Genomic DNA, 19,689 nt, shown 5'->3' with positions numbered 1-19,689 from the left:
TGCAGCACGCGGATAGCGCGGGGCGACCCGCGCCGGGGATGCACAGGACCACTGGCTTCGAGGATGAGCGCATGGCAGCAACCGGCAAACACAGCAGGGCAGGGACCGCCTCGGCACGCATCGCGTGCACGTTGGCCCTGCTGGCGTTGCTGCTGCCGCCGCCGCTGCTGCTGGCGCAGAGCTATCCCAACCCGCTCAGCAACACCGCCACCGTCACCGCGCCGACCGATGTCGCTGATCCTGCGCTGGGCAACAACAGCGCCAGCGACAGCAACGCACTGGCCCTGCAGGCTCAGCTGAGCGTCACCAAGACCCTGCTCAGCACAACGCCGGTCGCCGCCGGCGGTACCGTCCAATACCGCATCCAGGTCAACAACGCAGGCCCGTCCGCTGCCTCGGCGGTGAGCGTGGTCGATACCGTGTCCCCGCTGCTCACCAACGTCAGCTGGACCTGCCAGGCCACCACGGCCGCCTCGTCGTGCGCGCAGGCCAATGGCAGTGGCAATGCCATCAACGTGCAGGTCAACGTCGGGGTCGGCGACAGCGTGGTGCTGCTGGTCAACGGCACGGCACCCACCAGCACCCCGGCCACGGTGCCGGCCAACACTGTGTCGCTGGTGCTGCCCACCGGCACCACCGATCCGACCCCGGGCGACAACAGCGCCACCACACCGGCCGTGCCGGTCCAGGCCAACGCACTGGTCGCCAACAACGATACGTTCGCCACGGCAGTGTCCTCGACCACCGGGGGCAACACGCCCACGGTGCTCGGCAACGACACGCTCAACGGCGCGCCGGTGAACGGCGCCACTCTGATCATCGCGCTGCAGGGTGCACCGGCCGGCTTCACCATCAACAGTGCGGGTGTGATCGCGGTTCCTGCCGGTGCCGCCGCCGGTGCCACCGCATTGACCTATCAGATCTGCGAAAACGCCTCGCCGACCAACTGCGCCACCGCTACGGCCAGTCTGATCATCAGCCCGACCGCCGTGAACGATAGCTTCAACGCTACCGGTGGCGCGGCATCGTTGAGTGGCAATGTAGCCAGCAACGACAACGCCCCCACCGGCGCAACGTTCAGCGCCATCGGCACGCCGCCGGCCGGGCTCACCCTCAGCGCCGATGGCAGCTTCGTCTATGCACCCGCCGGTGGCATCGCCGCGGCGACCTCGTTCCAGTACCAGGTCTGTCTGCCGGCGCCGAACGGCACGGTCTGCGCCACCGCGACCGCCGCGATCGTGGTCAATGCGAACGCGCTGGTGGCGGCCGATGACACCTTCACCACGGCGCTCCCGCCTGGCACCGGCGGGCTGACGCCGAGCGTGCTCGGCAATGACACCTTCAATGGCGGCGCCGTGCCCCAGGCGCAGGTCGCGCTGGGCCTGATCGGCGCCCCGGCCGGATTCGGGATCAATGCCAATGGCACGATCCAGGTGCCCGCCACGGCGGCCGCCGGCCCGCTGGCACTGACCTACCGCTTCTGCGAAATCGTGATGCCGGCCAACTGCGCCACGGCAACCGCGAACCTGATCGTCCGCCCCGACGCGGTCAATGACACGGTCACCACACCTGGCGGCGGGCAACCGGCCACCGGCAGCCTGGCCGGCAACGACAACATCGCCAGCGGGTCGACCTACACGCTGGGCGCCCCGCCTACCCGCGGCACTGCAGTGGTCAATGCCGATGGCACCTTCACGTATACGCCCACGGGCGCCGCCACCGGGCCGGATTCGTTCACCTACCAGGTCTGCCTGCCGGCGCCGAACGCGACGGCGTGCGATACCGCCACGGTCAGCGTGAACGTGCAGGCCAACCAGATCGCCGCGGTCAACGACGTGTTCGCCGCACCGCTGCAGCCAGGCACCACCACCACGGTCAGCCTGCTCGGCAATGACACCCTCAACGGCGCGGCGGTGTTGCCCGCCTCGGTCACGCTGGCGCTTACCGGTGCCCCGGCCAACTACACCGTCAACGCGGCGGGGCAGGTGTCCGTTCCGGCCGATGCGGCGGCCGGCGCGGTGAGCTTCAGCTACCAGCTCTGCGAACAGGCTGCGCCGACCAACTGCGCCACCGCCGACGTGCAGCTGGTGGTCGCCCCTGATGCGGTCGATGACACGTTCCCGGCCACCGCGGGCATCGCGTTGGCCGGCACCGTGGCAGCCAACGACAACGTCCCGGCCGGCGCGCAGTTCAGCGTGCTGGGGGTAGCCGCGCATGGCAGCGTCACGCTCGCCGCCGATGGCAGCTTCAGCTACACCGCCCAGGCGGCCTTCACCGGTCCGGACAGCTTCCGCTACCAGGTGTGCCTGCCAGCGCCGAACGGCAACGTGTGCGATACCGCCACAGTGACGATCAACGTCGCCGCCGCCGCCATCGCCGCCAACAACGATGACTTCACTGCCGCGCCGCTGACCAGTGCCGGCGGACTTACCGCCAGCGTGCTCGGCAATGACACCCTCAACGGCAGCGCCATCCTGCCGGCACAGGCCACGCTGTCGCTGATCAATGCACCGCCGGCCGGCTACACGCTGGACAGCAACGGCCAACTGCAGGTGCCCGCCGGGGCCCCGGCCGGGCCGGCCAGCCTGACCTACCAGCTGTGCCAGGCGGGAACCAGCAACTGCGCCACCGCCAGCATCGCCGTGGTGATCGCGCCGGATGCGGTGGCGGATGCGTACACCACGCAGGTCGCGACGCCGATCAGCGGCAACGTCGCGGTGAACGACAACACCGCCACCGGCACCACCTTCGCCGTCAGCGGCACGACGCCGCCGGGGCTGCTGTTCAACACCGATGGCAGCTTCACCTATACCCCGCCGGCGCAGTACACCGGCACCACCACCTTCACCTACCTGGCGTGCCTGGCCGCGCCACTGGCGGGCGTGTGCGATACCGCCACGGTCACCCTCAACGTCAACGCGGGCACGCTGGTCGCCAACGACGATGATTTCCGCAGTGCACTCATCAATCCCGCCACCGGCGGCACCACCAACAGCGTGCTGGCCAATGACACCATCAACGGTGCGGTTCCGCCGGCACCGGCGCAGGTGATCCTGAGCCTGGTCGGCGCGCCGGCCGGGTATGTGCTCAACAGCAACGGCACGATCTCCGTGCCGGGTGGCGCAGCGGCCGGGGCGGTCAACCTCGCCTACCAACTGTGCGAAGCAGCGCTGCCAAGCAACTGCACCAACGCGGCAGTGCGCCTGCTGCTGGCCCCGGTGGCGGTCAACGACACCTTCAGCACGCCCGTGGGCGTGGCGCTGACCGGCACCGTGGCCGGCAACGACAACGTGCCGGCGAACGCCACCTTCAGCCTCAGCGGCACCGCACCGGCCGGACTGGTGTTCAATCCGAACGGTGGTTTCACCTATGCGCCGCCGGCCGGTACCCAGGGCGCGGTGACATTCGCCTACCAGGCCTGCCTGCCCGCGCCGGACGGTGCGGTGTGCGCGGGCGCGACGGGCACCATCAATGTCAACGCCGGCACGCTGATCGCCAATGACGACGACTTCCGCGGCACGCCGATCACTCCCGATCTCGGCGGCAGCACCGCCTCGGTACTGACCAACGACAGCCTCAACGGCATAGCGCCGCCTGCCTCGGCGGACGTGCTGCCGACCCTGGTCGGCGCACCAGCCGGGTATACGCTGCTCAGCGATGGCACCGTGACGATCAGCAGCGGCGTGCTTGCCGGTGTGGTCACGCTGACTTACCAGCTATGCGAAGCCGCATTGCCGGGCAACTGTGACTCCGCGCAGATCCGGTTGCTGGTGGCGCCCTCGGCGCTGGCCGATGTGTTCTCCACCCCGGCCGGGCAGCTGCTGGCTGGCAATGTCGGCAGCAACGACAACGCGCCGGCCGGTGCGGTGTTCAGCCTGACCACGGCGACGCCGGCCGGGCTGCAGTTCGGCCCGGATGGCAGCTTCCAGTACACCCCGCCCAGCGGCTTCATCGGGCCGGTGACGTTCACCTACCAGGTGTGCCTGCCGGCGCCGGACGGTGCCCAGTGCAGTCCCGCCACGGCCACCATCAACGTCAATGCCGGCACCCTGCTGGCGCGGGACGATGACTTCAGCGCCGTGCCGCTGGCGCCGGGCAGCACAACGGCCACCAGCGTGCTGGCCAATGATGCGCTCGATGGCACCACGCCACCGCCAGCGGGCAGTGTGCTGCTCAGCCTGGTCGGTGCCCCGGCGGGCTACGCGCTCGACGCCGACGGCCTGCTGACGGTGCCGGGCAACGCCGTCGGTGGCGCCACGGTGCTGACCTACCAGGTCTGCGAGGCCGTGCTGCCGAACAACTGCGCCAGTGCCACGATCCGCCTGGTGGTCTCGCCTTCGGCGACCGACGATACCTTCTCCACGCCAGCCGGACAGACGCTCAACGGCACCGTCGACAGCAACGACAACGTGCCGCCGGGGGCGCTGTTCACGGTCATCGGCACCGTGCCGACCGGCCTGGTGTTCAGTGGCAACGGCAGCTTCACCTACGCGCCGCCGGTCGGCACCGCCAGCCCGGTCGACTTCACCTACCAGGTCTGCCTGCCTGCACCGAACGCCGCCCTGTGCGCGACCGCGCGCGTCTTCATCACCGTCAGCAACGGCACGCTCGCCGCCAACCCGGATGATTTCAGTGCTGCGCCGATCAACCCGGTGAGTGGTGGTGCCACCACCTCGGTGCTGGCCAATGACTCGCTCAACGGCACCACGCCGCCTGCGATGGCCGACGTGCTGTTGTCGCTGCAGGCCGCGCCGGCCGGGCTGGCCATCACCGCCGAAGGGGCGGTCACCGTCGCACCGGGAACGCCGGCCGGGGTCAAGAACGTGACCTACCAACTGTGCGAAGCGGCGGCGCCGGGCAACTGCGTGACCGCCACGGCCCGCCTGGTGGTCGCACCGGTGGCGGTGGACGATGCATTGTCCACGCCGGCGGGGCAGGGCGTGACCGGTTCGGTGGCCACCAACGACAACGCGCCGGCCGGTGCGCTGTTCACGGTCGTCGGCGCGCCGCCAGCGGGCCTGGTGCTCGGTACCGACGGCAGCGTCACCTATGCACCGCCGCAGGGCTTCAGTGGCGTGGTGAGCTTCACCTACCAGGTCTGTCTGCCGGCACCGGATGCCAGCGTATGCGCGACTGCCACTGCGACACTGAACGTCAACAGCGGCACGCTGGTCGCCGTCGATGACAGCGTCGCGGCACCGATCGCCCCGGGCGTGCCGTCACCGAGCGTGCTCGACAACGACACCCTCAACGGCAGCACGCCGGTGGCGACGGACGTGCTGCTGTCACTGGTCGGCGCACCGACCGGCTTCAGCATCGCCGCCGACGGCACCATCACCGTGGCCACCGGTACCGCGGCCGGTCCCACCACGCTCACCTACCAGCTCTGCGAAGCGGCCGCCTCGTCCAACTGTGATACCGCCAGCGTCACCCTGGTGGTCGCGCCCGCACCGGTCAACGATGCGTTCGCGGTGCAGGCGGGACAGACCATCAGCGGCAACGTGTCCGGCAACGACAGCATGCCGATCGGCTCGCTCTACAGCGTGCCAGGCGCGCTGCCGGGCGGGGTGAGCTTCAATGCCGATGGCAGCTTCACCTATGCGCCGCCGGCTGGGACCACCAGCCCGACCAGCTTTGTCTACCAGGCCTGTTTGCCTGCCCCGAACGCGGCCCTCTGCGGCACCGCTGCGGTCACGCTCAACATCAACAACGGCGCGCTGATCGCGGGCAACGACAGCTTCGGCGTAATCGCACCGGGTGCTGCCACGCCCAGCGTGTTGGACAACGATGCGCTCAACGGTGTCAGTCCGGCACCCGCGGCCCGTGTCACCTTGAGCCTGGTGGGCGCGCCGAGCGGCTTCACGATCAATCCCGATGGCACGGTGGCGATCGCGGGCAACGCGCCGACCGGGGCGAACACGCTGAATTACCAGATCTGCGAAACGGCCGCCGCGAACAACTGCGCCACGGCCACCATCGCGCTGGTGGTGCGTCCGGTGCCGGTGGACGACACGATCACCGTGCAGGCCGGTCAACCCAACAGCGGCACCGTGTCGGGCAACGACAACATGCCGGCGGGGTCCAGCTGGAGCGTGGCCGTGCCGCCGCAGGGCCTGGTGTTCAACAGCAACGGCAGCTTTACCTACACCCCGCCGGCGGGCACGCTCGGCCCGGTCACTTTCAGTTATCAGGCCTGTCTCCCGGCACCGGATGCCGCCATCTGCGGCACGGCGACCGCAACCCTGGACATCGCGGTCAATGCGGTGGTTGCCACCGACGATATCTTCGCCGCGCCGATCAGCGGTGGCTCGGCGACGCCGAGCGTGCTGGCCAATGATTCGCTCAATGGCGTGAGTCCACCGGCGGCCGCTGCGGTACAGCTGCTGCTGGTCGGTGCACCGGCCGGCTTCGTGATCAACAACGATGGCACCGTGCAGGTGCCGGCCGGCGTGACCGCGGGGGCCACGACACTGACTTACCAGCTGTGCGAAGCGGCGTCGCCGACCAACTGCGATACCGCCGCGATCCGCTTCGTGGTCGCACCGATGCCGCAGAACGATGCCTTCGCCGTGCAGGCGGGCAGCAGCATCGCCAACGGCAGTGTTGCCACCAATGACAGCATGCCGCCCGGGTCGAGCTGGGCCGTGCAGGGCACGCCGCCGAACGGGCTGGTGTTCAACAGCGACGGCAGCTTTGCCTATACCCCGCCGGTAGGCACCTCCGGCGCGGTTACCTTTACTTACCAGGCCTGCCTGCCCGCGCCCAATGGTGGCGTGTGCGGTCTCGCCACGGCCACCGTGAACGTCAATCTCGGCACACTGGTGGCCGGCGATGACAGCTTCGTCGGCATCGCCCCGGGTGCAGCCACGCCCAGCGTGCTGGCCAACGATGCGCTCAACACGGTGAGCCCGCCCGCACCGGGCAACGTGCAGTTGAGCCTGGTCGGTGCACCTGCCGGTTACAGCATCGCCGCCGACGGCACGATCACCGTGCCGGTGACGGTCACCTCCGGTCCGGCCACGCTGACCTACCAGATCTGCGAAACCGCTGCGCCGTCGAACTGCGATACCGCTACGGTGTCGCTGGTGATCGCGCCTGCCCCGCAGGACGATGCCTACGCGGTGCAGGTCGGCGGCACGATCAGCAACGGCAATGTCGGCGCCAACGACAACCTGCCCACCGGCGCCACGTGGACGCTGCAGGGCGCCGCGCCCGCCGGCCTGGCGTTCAATGCCGACGGCACGTTCACCTATACGCCGCCGCTCGGCACCACCGGCCCGGTGACCTTCAGCTACCAAGCCTGCCTGCCCGCGCCGAATGCCGCGCTGTGCAACACCGCGACGGTCACGCTCAACGTCAACACCGGCACCCTGGTCGCCGCCGACGATACCCTCAGCGGGGTCGTTGCCGGCGGTACCTCCAGCGCCAGCGTGCTGGCCAACGACACCCTCAACGCGGTCAGCCCGCCCGCACCGGGCGACGTGCAGCTGAGCCTGGTGGGCGCACCGGCCGGCTTTGCCATCACCCCGGCAGGCACCATCACCGTGGCGACCGGCGTGGTATCGGGCAGCACCACGTTGACCTACCAGATCTGCGAGGCAGCGGCGCCGGGCAACTGCGACACCGCCACTGTCACTGTCGTTGTGACCCCCACCCCGCAGGACGATGCCTTCACCGTGCAGGCCGGGCAGACCCTGAGCAACAGCGTGGCCGGCAATGACAGCATGCCGGCCGGCGCCATCTTCGCGGTGCAGAGCCCGCTGCCGGCCGGCCTGGTATTCAATCCGGACGGATCGTTCACCTACGCACCGGCGACCGGCACGCCGAGCCCGGTCATCTTCACCTACCAGGCTTGCCTGCCCGCCCCGACGTCGCTGTGTGCCACCGCCAACGTCACCCTCAACATCGCCAACGGCACGCTGCTTGCCGGCAACGACACCCTCAGTGGCGTGGTTCCGGGCACCACTTCGGCGGCGAGTGTGCTGGCCAACGACAGTCTCAATGGTGTTTCACCGCCGGCGTCGGCGAGCGTGGTGCTGAGCCTGGTCGGTGCCCCGGCCGGCTTTGCGATCACGCCCAACGGTACGATCAGCGTTGCCACCGGCACGACGGCAGGCTCGACCACGCTCACCTACCAGATCTGCGAAGCCGCCGCGCCGGGCAACTGCGCGACAGCCACGGTGACGGTCATCGTCACCCCCACACCGCAGAACGATGCCTTCTCGGTGCAGGCAGGTCAGACGTTGAGCAACAGCGTGGCAACCAACGACGGCCTGCCGGCGGGCGCTACCTGGGCGATCCAGGGCACGCCCCCGGTGGGTCTGGCCTTCAACGCCGATGGCAGCTTCATCTACACGCCGCCGGTCGGTACCTCCAGCCCGGTGACCTTCATCTACCGCGCGTGCCTGCCCCCGCCGAACGGCAGCCTGTGTGGTACCGCCACGGTCACCCTCAACATCAACAACGGTTCGCTGAGCGCGGGCGATGACAGCCTGACCGGCGTGCTGCCCGGGGCAACCTCGGGCGGCAGTGTGCTGGCCAATGACAGCCTCAATGGTGTCTCGCCGCCTGCGCCGGGCGATGTGGTGCTGAGTCTGGTCGGTGCACCGGGTGGCTTCACTCTCAATCCCGACGGCACGATCAGCGTCGGCAGTGGCGTGGGGTCCGGCCCGACCACGATCACCTACCAGATCTGCGAAGCGGCCGCGCCGTCCAACTGCGATACCGCCAGCGTCACCGTGGTGGTCACGCCGGCTCCGCAGAACGATGCCTTTGCGGTGCAGGCCGGGCAGACCCTGGCCAACACCGTCGCGGCCAATGACAACACGCCGACGGGTGCGGTGTTCACCCTGCAGGGCACCGCGCCAACGGGGTTGACCTTCAACCCCGACGGCACCTTCACCTATACCCCGGCGACCGGTGTGACAGGGCCGGTCAGCGTTGCCTACCAGGTGTGCCTGCCCGCACCGGACAGCAGCCTGTGCGGCCGCGCGATCCTGACCATCAACATCAACAACGGTCTGCTGGTGGCCGGCGATGACACGCTCACCGGGGTCGCGCCGGGCACCACCTCCAGTGGCAGCGTGCTGGCCAACGACAGCCTCAACGGCGTATCGCCGCCGGCGGCGGCGGATGTACTGCTGAGTCTGGTCGGCGCACCGGCCGGTTTCAGCATCACGCCGGCCGGCACGATCACGGTGGCCAGTGGCACGACCTCCGGGGTCACCACGATCACCTACCAGATCTGCGAGGCGGCCGCGCCGGGCAACTGCGATACCGCCAGCGTCACGGTGGTGGTCAGTCCGGCCCCGCAGAACGACGCCTTCTCGGTGCAGGTGGGGCAGAGCCTGAGCAATAGCGTGGCCAGCAACGACGCGATGCCCGCCGGTGCGCTGTACACCGTGCAGGGTCCCGTGCCGGCGGGTCTGTCCCTAGCCAGCAATGGTGGCTTCACCTACACGCCGCCGGCGGGCACCCCCAGCCCGGTCAGCTTCACCTACCAAGCCTGCCTGCCCGCGCCGTACGCCACCACCTGCGGCACGGCGACGGTCACCCTCAACATCAGCAATGGCACCCTGGTCGCCGGCGATGACGTGCTCACCAATGTCCTGCCGGGTGCAAGCTCATCCACCAGCGTGCTGGCCAATGACCGCCTCAACGGGGTCAGCCCGCCAGCGCCGGCCGATGTGATCCTGAGCCTGGTCGGCGCACCTGCCGGGGTCACGATCAACGCCGACGGCATCATCAACGTCGGCGCGGGCACGGCATCCGGCGCCACGCCGATCACCTACCAGATCTGTGAGGCGGCGGCGCCGGCCAACTGCGCCACCGCGACCGTGACCGTGGTGATCACCCCGGCACCGCAGAACGACAGCTTCAGCGTGCCTGCCGGTCTGCCGCTTACAGGGAACGTCGGCCTCAATGACAATGCCGCAGCCGGTGCGCTCTACACCCTGACCAGTGGCACGCTGCCGGGCCTGGTGTTCAATGCGGATGGCAGCTTCACCTACACCGCTCCCTCGGGTACCGCCGGGCCGGTCACCTTCACCTACCAGGTGTGCCTGCCTGCGCCGTATGGCACGCAATGCGGTACGGCAAGCGTCACGCTCACGCTGGCCGGCTCGGTCAACGTGGTGCTGGCGGTCAACGACGATTTCACCGGCACCCCGGTGGATCCGGCCGTGGGCGGCACCATCGCCCGCTCGGTGCTGGAGAACGACAGCTTCAACAACGTCTCGCCACCCCCGGTGGGCAGCGTGGTGGCCAGCCTGACCGGCAGCACGCCCGGGTACACGATGAACAACCAAGGGCAGATCATGGTCGCCGCCGGCGTGCAGCCCGGCCAGGTGCAGCTGGCCTACCAGCTGTGCGAGGACGGCGTGCCGACCAACTGCACCACCGCGATCGCCACGGTGCGTGTGCAGGGGCCGGTGGGTGCGCTGCTGGCCGTGGATGACAGCGGCGGCCCGGTCGGTCCGGCTGGCCGCGCGCGGCTGCTCAATGTGTTCACCAACGACACCTTCAACACGGCGCCGCTGGACCCGAGCCAGGTGAGCTTCGCGCCGGTCGCCACCAACGCACTGAGCTTCAGCGCCGATGGCTGGGTGGACGTCGCCGCCGGGCTGGCGCCGGGCAGCTACAGCACCTCCTACACGGTCTGCCTGCTCAACCAGCCCACGGTCTGCGACACCGGCACCGTGAGCGTCACCGTCATCGCCGGCGAGCCGGGCGTGGATGCCGAAGATGATCGGGTGGAGATGCCGCAGGACGGCGTGATCGAGATCGACGTGCTCGGCAACGACCGCGTCAATGGCACCCCGATCGATCCGGATACGGTCACGGTGACCATCACCGCGCCGCCGCCGTACGGCACGGCCACGGTGCTGCCGCGGGCCCGCATCCGCTTCGCCGCGCTGGCCAATTTCTCCGGCGAGCAGCGCTTCGACTACCAGGTCTGCGACGTCGCCGATCCGGCGATGTGCGCCAGCGCCACGGTCACGGTCGTGGTCGATCCGAACGTGTTGACCCTGGTCGATGACACGGTCACGGCGGACACCTCGGCGCCGCTGGTGATCGACGTGCTGGCCAACGACAGTGCCCGCACCGCGCCGCTGGATCCTGCCTCGCTGCAGGTCGCCGTGGCCCCCACCCATGGCACCGTGCAGTGCGCCAACGGGACCTGCACGTACACACCGGCGGCCAACTTCGCCGGCACCGACAGCTTCCGTTACCGGGTCTGCGATGTGTCCATCCCGACGCCACTGTGTGCCGAGGCCAACGTGGCGGTGACCGTCGCTGGCCAGCAGGCCGTCCTGCGCCTGACCAAGGTGGCCGGCAAGCGCAGCGCGCAGATCGGTGACCTGGTGCGTTACACCGTAACCATCGACAACGTTGGCGAAGTGGATGCCAACGGCGCCACCCTGCTCGATACGCTGCCGCCGGGCTTCACCTTCGTGCGCGGTGGCTTTGCGGTGATCGATGCCGACAACGATGCGCGTACCAGCGGGGTACAGCCGCTGCGCATCGACGGCATCGATGTGGCCGCCGGTGAGCGGGCGACGGTGGTGTACTACCTGCGCGTCGGTGCGGGCACCGGCACCGGTGTGCACACCAACCGCATCACCGCCATCGACGGCGAGAACCGCACGATCGGCAACGTCGCCTCGGCCGAGGTGGAGATCACCACCGATCCGCTGCTCGATGAGAGCCTGATCGTGGGCAGCGTGTTCGACGACCGCAACGGCAATGGCATCCAGGAGGAGGGAGAGCGCGGTATCCCCGGCGTGCGCATCGCGGCGGTGGAAGGCCTGCTGATGGAAACCGATGCCTTCGGCCGCTACCACCTGGTCGGCATCCCCGGTGGCGAGGCGCGCGGGCGCAACTTCATCCTCAAGGTGGACCCGTCCACGCTGCCTGCCGGCGCGCGCTTCACCACGCCCAACCCGCTGGTTCGCCGCATCACCCCGGGGCTGCCGGTGCGCTTTGACTTCGGTGTCCGGATGCCCGACGGTGCATTGAGCACGAGCGCATCGCGCCCGTCCGCGCCGACCGTCGCTGCGGCATCGCGCCCGGCGCGGATCGAACTGGGCGATGCACTGTTCGCCCCTGGCACGGCGCGGCTGGATGCCGACCGCGCGCCGGTGATCGCCACCGCCGCCCAGGCGTTGGTGGCACGCGGTGGCGGGCGCCTGCAACTCACTGCCGCTCCCGGTCACGAGGCGCTCGCACTGCAACGTGCGCAGGCGCTGCGTGAGGCGCTGGGACCGCAGTTGCCGGCCACGATCGCCACGGCAACCACGGTGGACGTGCTGGGCGCCGACGGCCGCGTGCTGCACCACGTGCGCCTGGGCGATCCCCCCGAGCCTGCCAGTCCCGGTCGCACCACCGGGGAGGGGCGCTGACATGGACATGACCCTGATTCCGAGCCCGATCTCCCGCCGCCTCAGCCTCGGTCTGGCCAGCGCGCTGCTGCTGGCCCTGCCGGCCGCTGCCCAGCCGGTCACACCGGCGCCGTCCCCCGCACCAATACGCTGCGAGGCCGACAGCTGCCGCAATGATGACGGGCTGCTGCTGCGCATCCGCGATGACAGCGAACCGGAGCTGCCGCTGCCCGGCCGCACCGATCTTCCTGCCGCCAACGTCGTGCCGCTCGCGCCGGCAGTCACGCCCGATGTCGCTTCGCGCGGCGGGCAGTTCATGGCCGAGCTGCCCAACGGCGGCGTGGTCTGGGCGACCGAAGACCCGACCATGGTGCCGCCCAGCCTGAGCGTGCAGGCCGCGGCCACCGTGCCATTCGAGAACGGCCGGGTGATCCGCCCGCTGCGTTTCCACAGCTACAACAACTACGCTTCCTTCATCCAGAAACTGGAGGTGACGCTGTATCGCGGTACCGATACCGATCTGGTCACGCCGTTGGCCCGCATCGAGCTGCCGGCCGATTACGTCGGCGATGCCGAATGGAGCGGTGAGTTGCCGCCGCAGATCAAGCTGCGCACCGGCGATGAGCTGATCTACGTCGCGCGTGCGTACGGCGCCGGTGGCGCCTTCGATGAAACGCGCCTCCAGCGCATCCAGCTGGTCACCCCGGCCGATTTCGACCGTGGCCTGCAGATCACCCGCGAGAACGTGCAGAAGACGCTCGGCCAGGCACTCGATGGCGACAGCGCGCAGGACCTGCAACTGAGCAACAGCATCTACGGGCAGAGCATGCTCCGCCTGCAGAATATTCCCATCCATGGCTCGCGCGTGCGCCTGTACGGCCGCAACCTGGAGCCCAACAGCCGCGTGCGCATCAACGGCCAGGACTTCCCGGTCGATCTGGAGCAGAAGTTCGCGGCCGAGTTCCTGGAGCCGGTCGGTGAGCACCGTTACGACGTCAGTGTGGAATCACACGATGCGCCATCGGCCCAGCGGCAGCTGGATGTGGATGTCACCGGCCGCTACCTCTTCGTGGTCGCCATCGCCGATGTCACCGTCTCCAAGAACAGTGCCAGCGGCAACCTGCAGCCCCTGGCCGCCGATGATCGCGACAACGACAGCTTCCTCAGCGAAGGCCGGCTGGCGTTCTATCTGAAGGGCAAGCTGCGCGGCAAATACCTGGTGACCGCACAGGCCGATACCCAGGACCGCGAGTTGAAGTATCTGTTCCGCGATTTCACCCAGGCCGACGCACAGGACGTGTTCCGCCGCCTGGATCCGGACCTGTATTACCCGGTGTACGGCGATGACTCCACCACCTACCGTGATGTGGATACGCAGGGGCGGTTGTACCTGCGCGTGGACTGGGACCAGAGCCAGGCCGTGTGGGGCAACTACGCCACCGGCATCACCGGCACCGAGTACGGCCAGTACGTTCGCTCGCTGTACGGTGGCGCGTTGAACTGGCGTTCGATGGAGGCCACGCCGCTGGGTGAAGCACGCTCCCAGCTGAAGGTGTTCGGCTCGGAGGCGCAGTCCGCGCCGGGCCACAGTGAATTCCTCGGCACCGGCGGCAGCCTGTACTACCTGCGCCACACCGATGTGCTGCCCGGCTCGGAGCAGGTGGTGCTGGAAGTGCGCGACCGTACCACCGGCCGCACCGAAACGCGCGCCACCCTGCAGGAAGGCGTGGACTACGAGATCGACAATCTGCAGGGGCGGCTGATCCTGACCCGGCCACTGGCGCAGCTGACCCGCGAGAACGTGCGCAGCATCACCCGCGACATGCCGCTCGATGGCTACGACCAGCTGCTGCTGGTGGACTACGAATACGTGCCGCTCGGCTTCAGCAGCGACGACGTGACCTACGGGGCGCGTGGCCGGCAGTGGATTGGCGACCACGTGGCGATCGGCGGTACCTGGATCGACGAGAACCGCAGCGGCGAGAACTACAGTCTGAAGGGCGCCGATCTCACCCTGCAGGCCGGGCGCGGCACCTATCTGAAGATGGAACAGACCCGTACCGATGCGACCGCCGCCCCGGTGTTCTATTCGGACAACGGCGGCCTGAGCTTCATCCGCCGCAACCCGTACGAAGGCCGGCGCTCGGGCACCGCCAGTGCCGTGGAAGCGCGGGCCAACCTGCGCGAGCTGGGCTGGACCACGCAGGATTGGAGCCTGGGCGCATGGTGGCGCGATGTCGATGCCGGCTTCTCGGTCGCGCGCCAGGACACCGGTCTGCCGATCCAGGAATACGGTGCCGAGTTCCTGGGCTACCTCACCGATGATTTCAGTCTGTACGGCCGCCACACCCGCACCGAGCAGGGCGACCTGGCGTTGGAGCAGAGCCAGCTGACCGCCGAGTGGCGGCTGGGCAACGACGGCCAGCTGACCGGCGAACTCCGCCGCGTGCGCGAAGAACAGCAACTGCAGAGCGTGGACGCACTGCTGGCCGCGATCGGTTACCGCCAGCGCTTCGGGGCCTCGTGGGAGGTGTACGGCACCGGCCAGGTCACGCTGGACGATGACGGCGGTGCCTACGAGAAGAATGACCTGCTGACCCTCGGCGCGCGGTATCTGTTCGGCGACCGCAGCAGTGTCGGTGCGGAAGTCAGCGGTGGCAGCCGCGGCCACGGCGCCAAGGTCGATGGCGAGTACCGCATGGCACCGGACCACAGTCTGTACGGCAGTTACAGCTACAGCACCGACCGCACCGGCACCGATCCGTTGTTCGATACCGGGCTGCAGAGCGGGTGGACGCTGGGCCAGCGCTGGCGGCTGAGCAACCAGGTCAACGTCTACAACGAGAGCCAGTATCTGAAGGACCGTCGCCAGGACAGCGCCGGCATCGTGCATACCTTCGGTATGGATTTCAATCCCGCACAGGGCTGGAACCTGGGCTTTACGATCATGGACGGTGAGCTGGATTCCACCGTGGGCCGTGTCGACCGCCGTGCCTACAGCGTGAGCGGCGGGCGCACCGATGCGGTGGCGCAGTGGAACAGCAAGCTGGAGTACCGCCGCGACAGCGGCGCCGAACAGCGCGAGCAGTGGGTGACCACCAACCGCCTGCTGTACAAGCTCAACGAAGACTGGCGCTTCGCGTTGCGCGCCAACTACGCCGATACCGAAGACCGCATCGACCGCCTGGCCGACGCCAAGCTGGTGGAGACCAACATGGGCTTCGCCTGGCGCCCGCACGACAATACCCGCTGGGCCGGCTTCGGCAAGTTCACCTATCTCTACGATGTGGCCTCGCTCGGGCAGGAGGGCGGCAACCTGTACGACCAGCGCTCTCAGATCCTCTCGCTTGAAGGCATCCGCCAGCTGGGCGCGCGCTGGGAAGTGGCTGGCAAGCTGGCCTCGCGGTGGGGCGACTACCGCACGGGCCGGGGAGAGGGCGCGTGGCTGGACAGCCGTGCCGACTTCGCCGCGCTGCAGCTGCGCTACCGCCTGTTCGCACAGTGGGAAGGCCTGGCCGAGCACCGTTGGTTGAAGGTGCACGAGGGTGGCGTGCGCAAGGGTTGGCTGGTGGGCGTGGACCGCCGGGTCGGGGAGAACTTCAAGGTCGGGGTGGGCTACAACTTCACCGAGTTCAGCGATGACATGACCGAGCTGAAGTACGACCAGAAGGGGTTCTTCCTGAACATGGCGGGGTACTACTAGGCTTCGGTGGGGTTGGGCCGGCCACGCATGGCCGTGGGTGCGCGGCTTCGGTCGGTTTGGGCCTGCCACGCATGGCGTGGCACTACCGGCGATGGCGGTGTTGGCGGTCGGCGTCGGTGGGGCGATCGGGTGCGGCGCCATCGCACGACCGGGCAAAAGGGCGATTTCGGGTAGAGCCAGGCCATGCCTGGCTGAACTGCCGACAACCTTTCCGGGCTGAATGGGCGCTTCCCGCCGGCCTGTTCAGTCAGAAAACACGCGCGCCCGCCCAATTCATCCCTCTATCAAATTGATTTAATTGGATTAAATCTCCTATTTCCTGCCTCTCGCCACTGTCATCATTTCGCGGTACGTTAGGGATGTCTTCGGTGCCAGCGTCCCATGAACAGAACGCTGGAACTTCTTTCCCCTTTAGCAGTCCAATTCCGGGACTGCTAAGATGAGTGCTATGAGCCAGAACACCTCTACTGCCCTTGTGGCAAACAATCTCCCGATTCCCAGTGCGCTCGGTTCGCTGGACGCCTACATCGGTGCCGTGCACCAGATCCCGGTGCTGTCGGTCGATGACGAGCAGGATCTGGCCCGCCGCTTCCGCGACGAGCTGGATCTGGACGCCGCGCGCGAGCTGGTCCATTCCCACCTGCGTTTCGTGGTGCACGTCGCCCGTGGCTACAACGGCTACGGCCTGGCGCTGGGCGACCTGATCCAGGAAGGCAACATCGGCCTGATGAAGGCGGTGAAGCGTTTCGACCCGGACATGGGCGTTCGCCTGGTGTCGTTCGCGGTGCATTGGATCCGTGCGGAAATGCACGAGTTCATCCTCAAGAACTGGCGCATCGTCAAGGTCGCCACGACCAAGGCGCAGCGCAAGCTGTTCTTCAACCTGCGAAAGTCCAAGACCCGCCTGGGCTGGATGAACGCGGCCGAAGTCAGCGCGGTGGCCAAGGACTTGAACGTGTCCGAGCGCGAAGTGCTCGAGATGGAGTCGCGCCTGTCCGGTCGCGATATCGGTTTCGATCTCTCCAGCGATGACGATGACGATCATGCGCCGCCGTCGCCGGCTGCCTACCTGCGCGCCAACGAAGAAGATCCTTCGATGGCGTACGAGCGGATGGACAGCGAAGATAATCAGCTGCAGTTGCTGCGCGAAGGCATGGCCGAGCTGGATGCGCGTTCGCGCGACATCATCCGCCGTCGCTGGCTGGACGCGGACAGCAAGGTGACGCTGCAGGAGCTGGCCGATGAGTACGGCGTGTCCGCCGAGCGCATCCGCCAGGTCGAGGCGAACGCCCTGAAGAAGATGAAGGCGCTGTTTACTGCGTGATGCAGTGACTGGCGCGGTCACGCACAAAGGCCCGGCTGATGCCGGGCCTTTCTGCTTTCTGACGCTGACGCCAGCGCTTTGATGGGACCCGCTTCGATGCTCAGCCCTGCTCGCGTGCGATCGCCCGCCAGCCGATATCACCCCGGTGGAACTCATGGGTCCAGTGGATGGCACCGACGCCGGCATAGGCGTTGCGCTGTGCTTCGCCCACCGTGCCGCCCAATGCCGCCACGCACAGCACACGGCCGCCGGCGCTGAGCACCTGGCCCTGCGCGTCCAGCGTGGTGCCGGCATGGAACACCTTGGCCGTCGCGGCGACCGCGTCCAGGCCGTGGATCACCTCGCCGGTGATCGGGGTCTCCGGATACGGCGAGGCTGCCATCACCACGCCCAGCGACGGGCGCGGGTCCCACTGCGCCTCCACGGTGTCCAGGCGTTCGTCGATCGCCGCTTCGACCAGATCCACCAGATCCGACTGCAGGCGCAGCATCACCGGCTGGGTTTCCGGGTCGCCGAAACGCACGTTGAATTCGATCACCTTCGGCGCGCCATTGGCATCGATCATCAGGCCGGCATAGAGGAAGCCGGTGAACGGAATGCCGTCGGCGATCATGCCCTGCACGGTCGGGTTGACCACCTCGCGCATCACGCGCGCATGCACTTCATCGGTCACCACCGGGGCCGGCGAGTACGCGCCCATGCCGCCGGTGTTGGGGCCGGTGTCGCCGTCGCCGACGCGCTTGTGGTCCTGCGAGGTCGCCATCGGCAGTGCCGTCTTACCATCCACCATCGAGATGAAGCTGGCTTCTTCGCCGTCCAGGAATTCTTCGATCACCACGCGGGCGCCGGCATCGCCGAAGGCATTGCCGGAGAGCATGTCACGCACCGCGTCCTCGGCTTCGGTGAGGGTCATCGCCACGATCACGCCCTTGCCGGCGGCCAGGCCATCGGCCTTGACCACGATCGGCGCGCCCTTCTCGCGCAGGTAGGCCAGCGCCGGCTCGACCTCGGTATGCACCGCGTAGAACGCGGTCGGGATCCTGTGGCGGGCCAGGAAGTCCTTCGCATACGCCTTGCTGCCTTCCAGCTGCGCGGCGGCGGCGGTGGGCCCAAAGATGCGGTGACCGGCGGCGCGGAAGCGATCGACCACACCGGCCACCAGCGGCACTTCCGGGCCGACCACGGTCAGGCCGATGCCTTCGGTGCCGACCAGCGCCAGCAGGCCGTTCAGGTCGGTGACCTTGACGTCCACGTTGCGGCACTTGGGCTCGGTGGCGGTGCCTGCATTGCCGGGGGCGACGATGACCTCACGGACCTTCGCGGACTGGGCCAGCTTCCAGGCCAGGGCGTGTTCGCGGCCGCCAGCGCCAATGACCAGGATCTTCAATGCAGTTCTCGCGTAAGAGGGCAGGAACGTGATTTTACGCGGTGCGGGCGGCGGGCGCATTCGGGCGATCGGTTGCCGTGGCAACCCACGCCCTCAGCTGTCCGCGCAGCCGTCGCGCTGGAGATCGTCCGGCACCGGATAGGCACGCTGCCGGGCATCGAAGATCAGGTGGTAGTACTCGGTCGCCGGCCCCGTGCAGTCGTGGCCGCTGGCACGCACCGTCAGCGGCCAGTAGCCATCCTCGGCGTTGCTGTCGCCCACTGTCGTGCTGAAGTCCACCGCGAACACGCCCTCGCCGCAGTCGGCCGGCTTGCCGCCACAGCCGTGCAGGGCAAGATTGTCGAGGTGGTCGCGGTACTGGGCGACATCGCGCAGGCGATCGTTGTGGAGGGCGACGTAACTGCGCCAGATGCGCCGATGGCCTCGCCGGTGTTCCTCATGGGTGATGTGGAAGGCATGGCGTTGCGGGCCGAGCTGCGCGATCTGGACCGTGCCGGGTGCGCCGTGGCGGCCGTACTGTTGCTGCAGCCGCTGCGCGATGACCACCAGCGGGTCGCTGTCCAGCTGCTGGGCAAGCGCGCCGCCGTGGCTCGCCTCGTCATCGTCCTTGCCCAGGCGCAGCACATACAGGTCGACCCGCCCGGGTTCGACTGTGGCGGCGTCATCAAGGGTCTGGCACACCGCCAGCAGGGTCTGCTCATGCCCTTCGCTGGTGACGGTGTCACGCGCACACACGCTGCGGGTGACCGGACGCAGTGCCTCAACCTCGGTGTCCTCCCAGTCGCCCTTCCATGGCGCGCCGAGCAGGGCGGCGTCGCCGTAGCGCTTGCGCAGAAACGCCAGCAGGCGCTGGTTGGCATCGCCGCGCAGGTAGATCATGTCCTCCACCAGCACC

5 protein-coding genes are annotated in these 19,689 nt (G+C 68.4%); 3 read left to right on the top strand and 2 right to left on the bottom strand.

The genetic code is table 11. The features are described from left to right. Window positions 1-71 precede the first annotated feature (71 nt). The 3 genes from ACTT2I_RS16045 (at window position 72) to rpoH (ending at window position 17,407) form a co-directional block, all read left to right on the top strand. Complete coding sequence (locus tag ACTT2I_RS16045; RefSeq protein WP_421098871.1) at window positions 72-12,401, top strand: Ig-like domain-containing protein; 12,330 nt, start codon at window positions 72-74, stop codon at window positions 12,399-12,401. A gap of 1 nt (window position 12,402) precedes the next feature. Continuing rightward, on the top strand, window positions 12,403-16,083 hold the full coding sequence (locus ACTT2I_RS16040) for a hypothetical protein (RefSeq protein ID WP_421098872.1): 3,681 nt from the start codon (window positions 12,403-12,405) through the stop codon (window positions 16,081-16,083). A 448-nt stretch (window positions 16,084-16,531) separates the two neighbouring features. Next, the gene (rpoH, locus tag ACTT2I_RS16035; protein WP_019183519.1) at window positions 16,532-17,407 is read left to right on the top strand and encodes an RNA polymerase sigma factor RpoH; all 876 of its coding nucleotides are present in this window, start codon (window positions 16,532-16,534) and stop codon (window positions 17,405-17,407) included. Between the two features lie 100 nt (window positions 17,408-17,507). On the opposite strand, the gene purD is transcribed toward rpoH, so the two are convergent. Together purD and ACTT2I_RS16025 are read right to left on the bottom strand one after the other, a co-directional pair. Next, window positions 17,508-18,794 (bottom strand): phosphoribosylamine--glycine ligase, encoded by a 1,287-nt coding sequence (purD, locus tag ACTT2I_RS16030; protein WP_421098873.1) that lies wholly within the window; start codon window positions 18,792-18,794, stop codon window positions 17,508-17,510. Window positions 18,795-18,887: 93 nt separating this feature from the next. Then, window positions 18,888-19,673, bottom strand: a complete 786-nt coding sequence (locus tag ACTT2I_RS16025; protein ID WP_421098874.1) for a hypothetical protein — start codon at window positions 19,671-19,673, stop codon at window positions 18,888-18,890. Window positions 19,674-19,689: the final 16 nt, after the last annotated feature.

Origin of the sequence: Stenotrophomonas sp. PUT21, assembly GCF_052232875.1 — a bacterium.
GTDB lineage: Bacteria > Pseudomonadota > Gammaproteobacteria > Xanthomonadales > Xanthomonadaceae > Stenotrophomonas > Stenotrophomonas maltophilia_N.
The sequence above is the reverse complement of the archived record's forward strand: the minus strand, read 5'-3'. Positions and strand labels throughout refer to the sequence as shown.

Bases quoted from the DNA above. Each gene is read 5' to 3' on its own strand.
- rpoH (WP_019183519.1), top strand. From the start codon at position 16,532: ATGAGCCAGAACACCTCTACTGCCCTTGTGGCAAACAATCTCCCGATT.
- ACTT2I_RS16040 (WP_421098872.1), top strand. From the start codon at position 12,403: ATGGACATGACCCTGATTCCGAGCCCGATCTCCCGCCGCCTCAGCCTC.
- ACTT2I_RS16045 (WP_421098871.1), top strand. From the start codon at position 72: ATGGCAGCAACCGGCAAACACAGCAGGGCAGGGACCGCCTCGGCACGC.
- ACTT2I_RS16025 (WP_421098874.1), bottom strand. From the start codon at position 19,673: ATGATCTACCTGCGCGGCGATGCCAACCAGCGCCTGCTGGCGTTTCTG.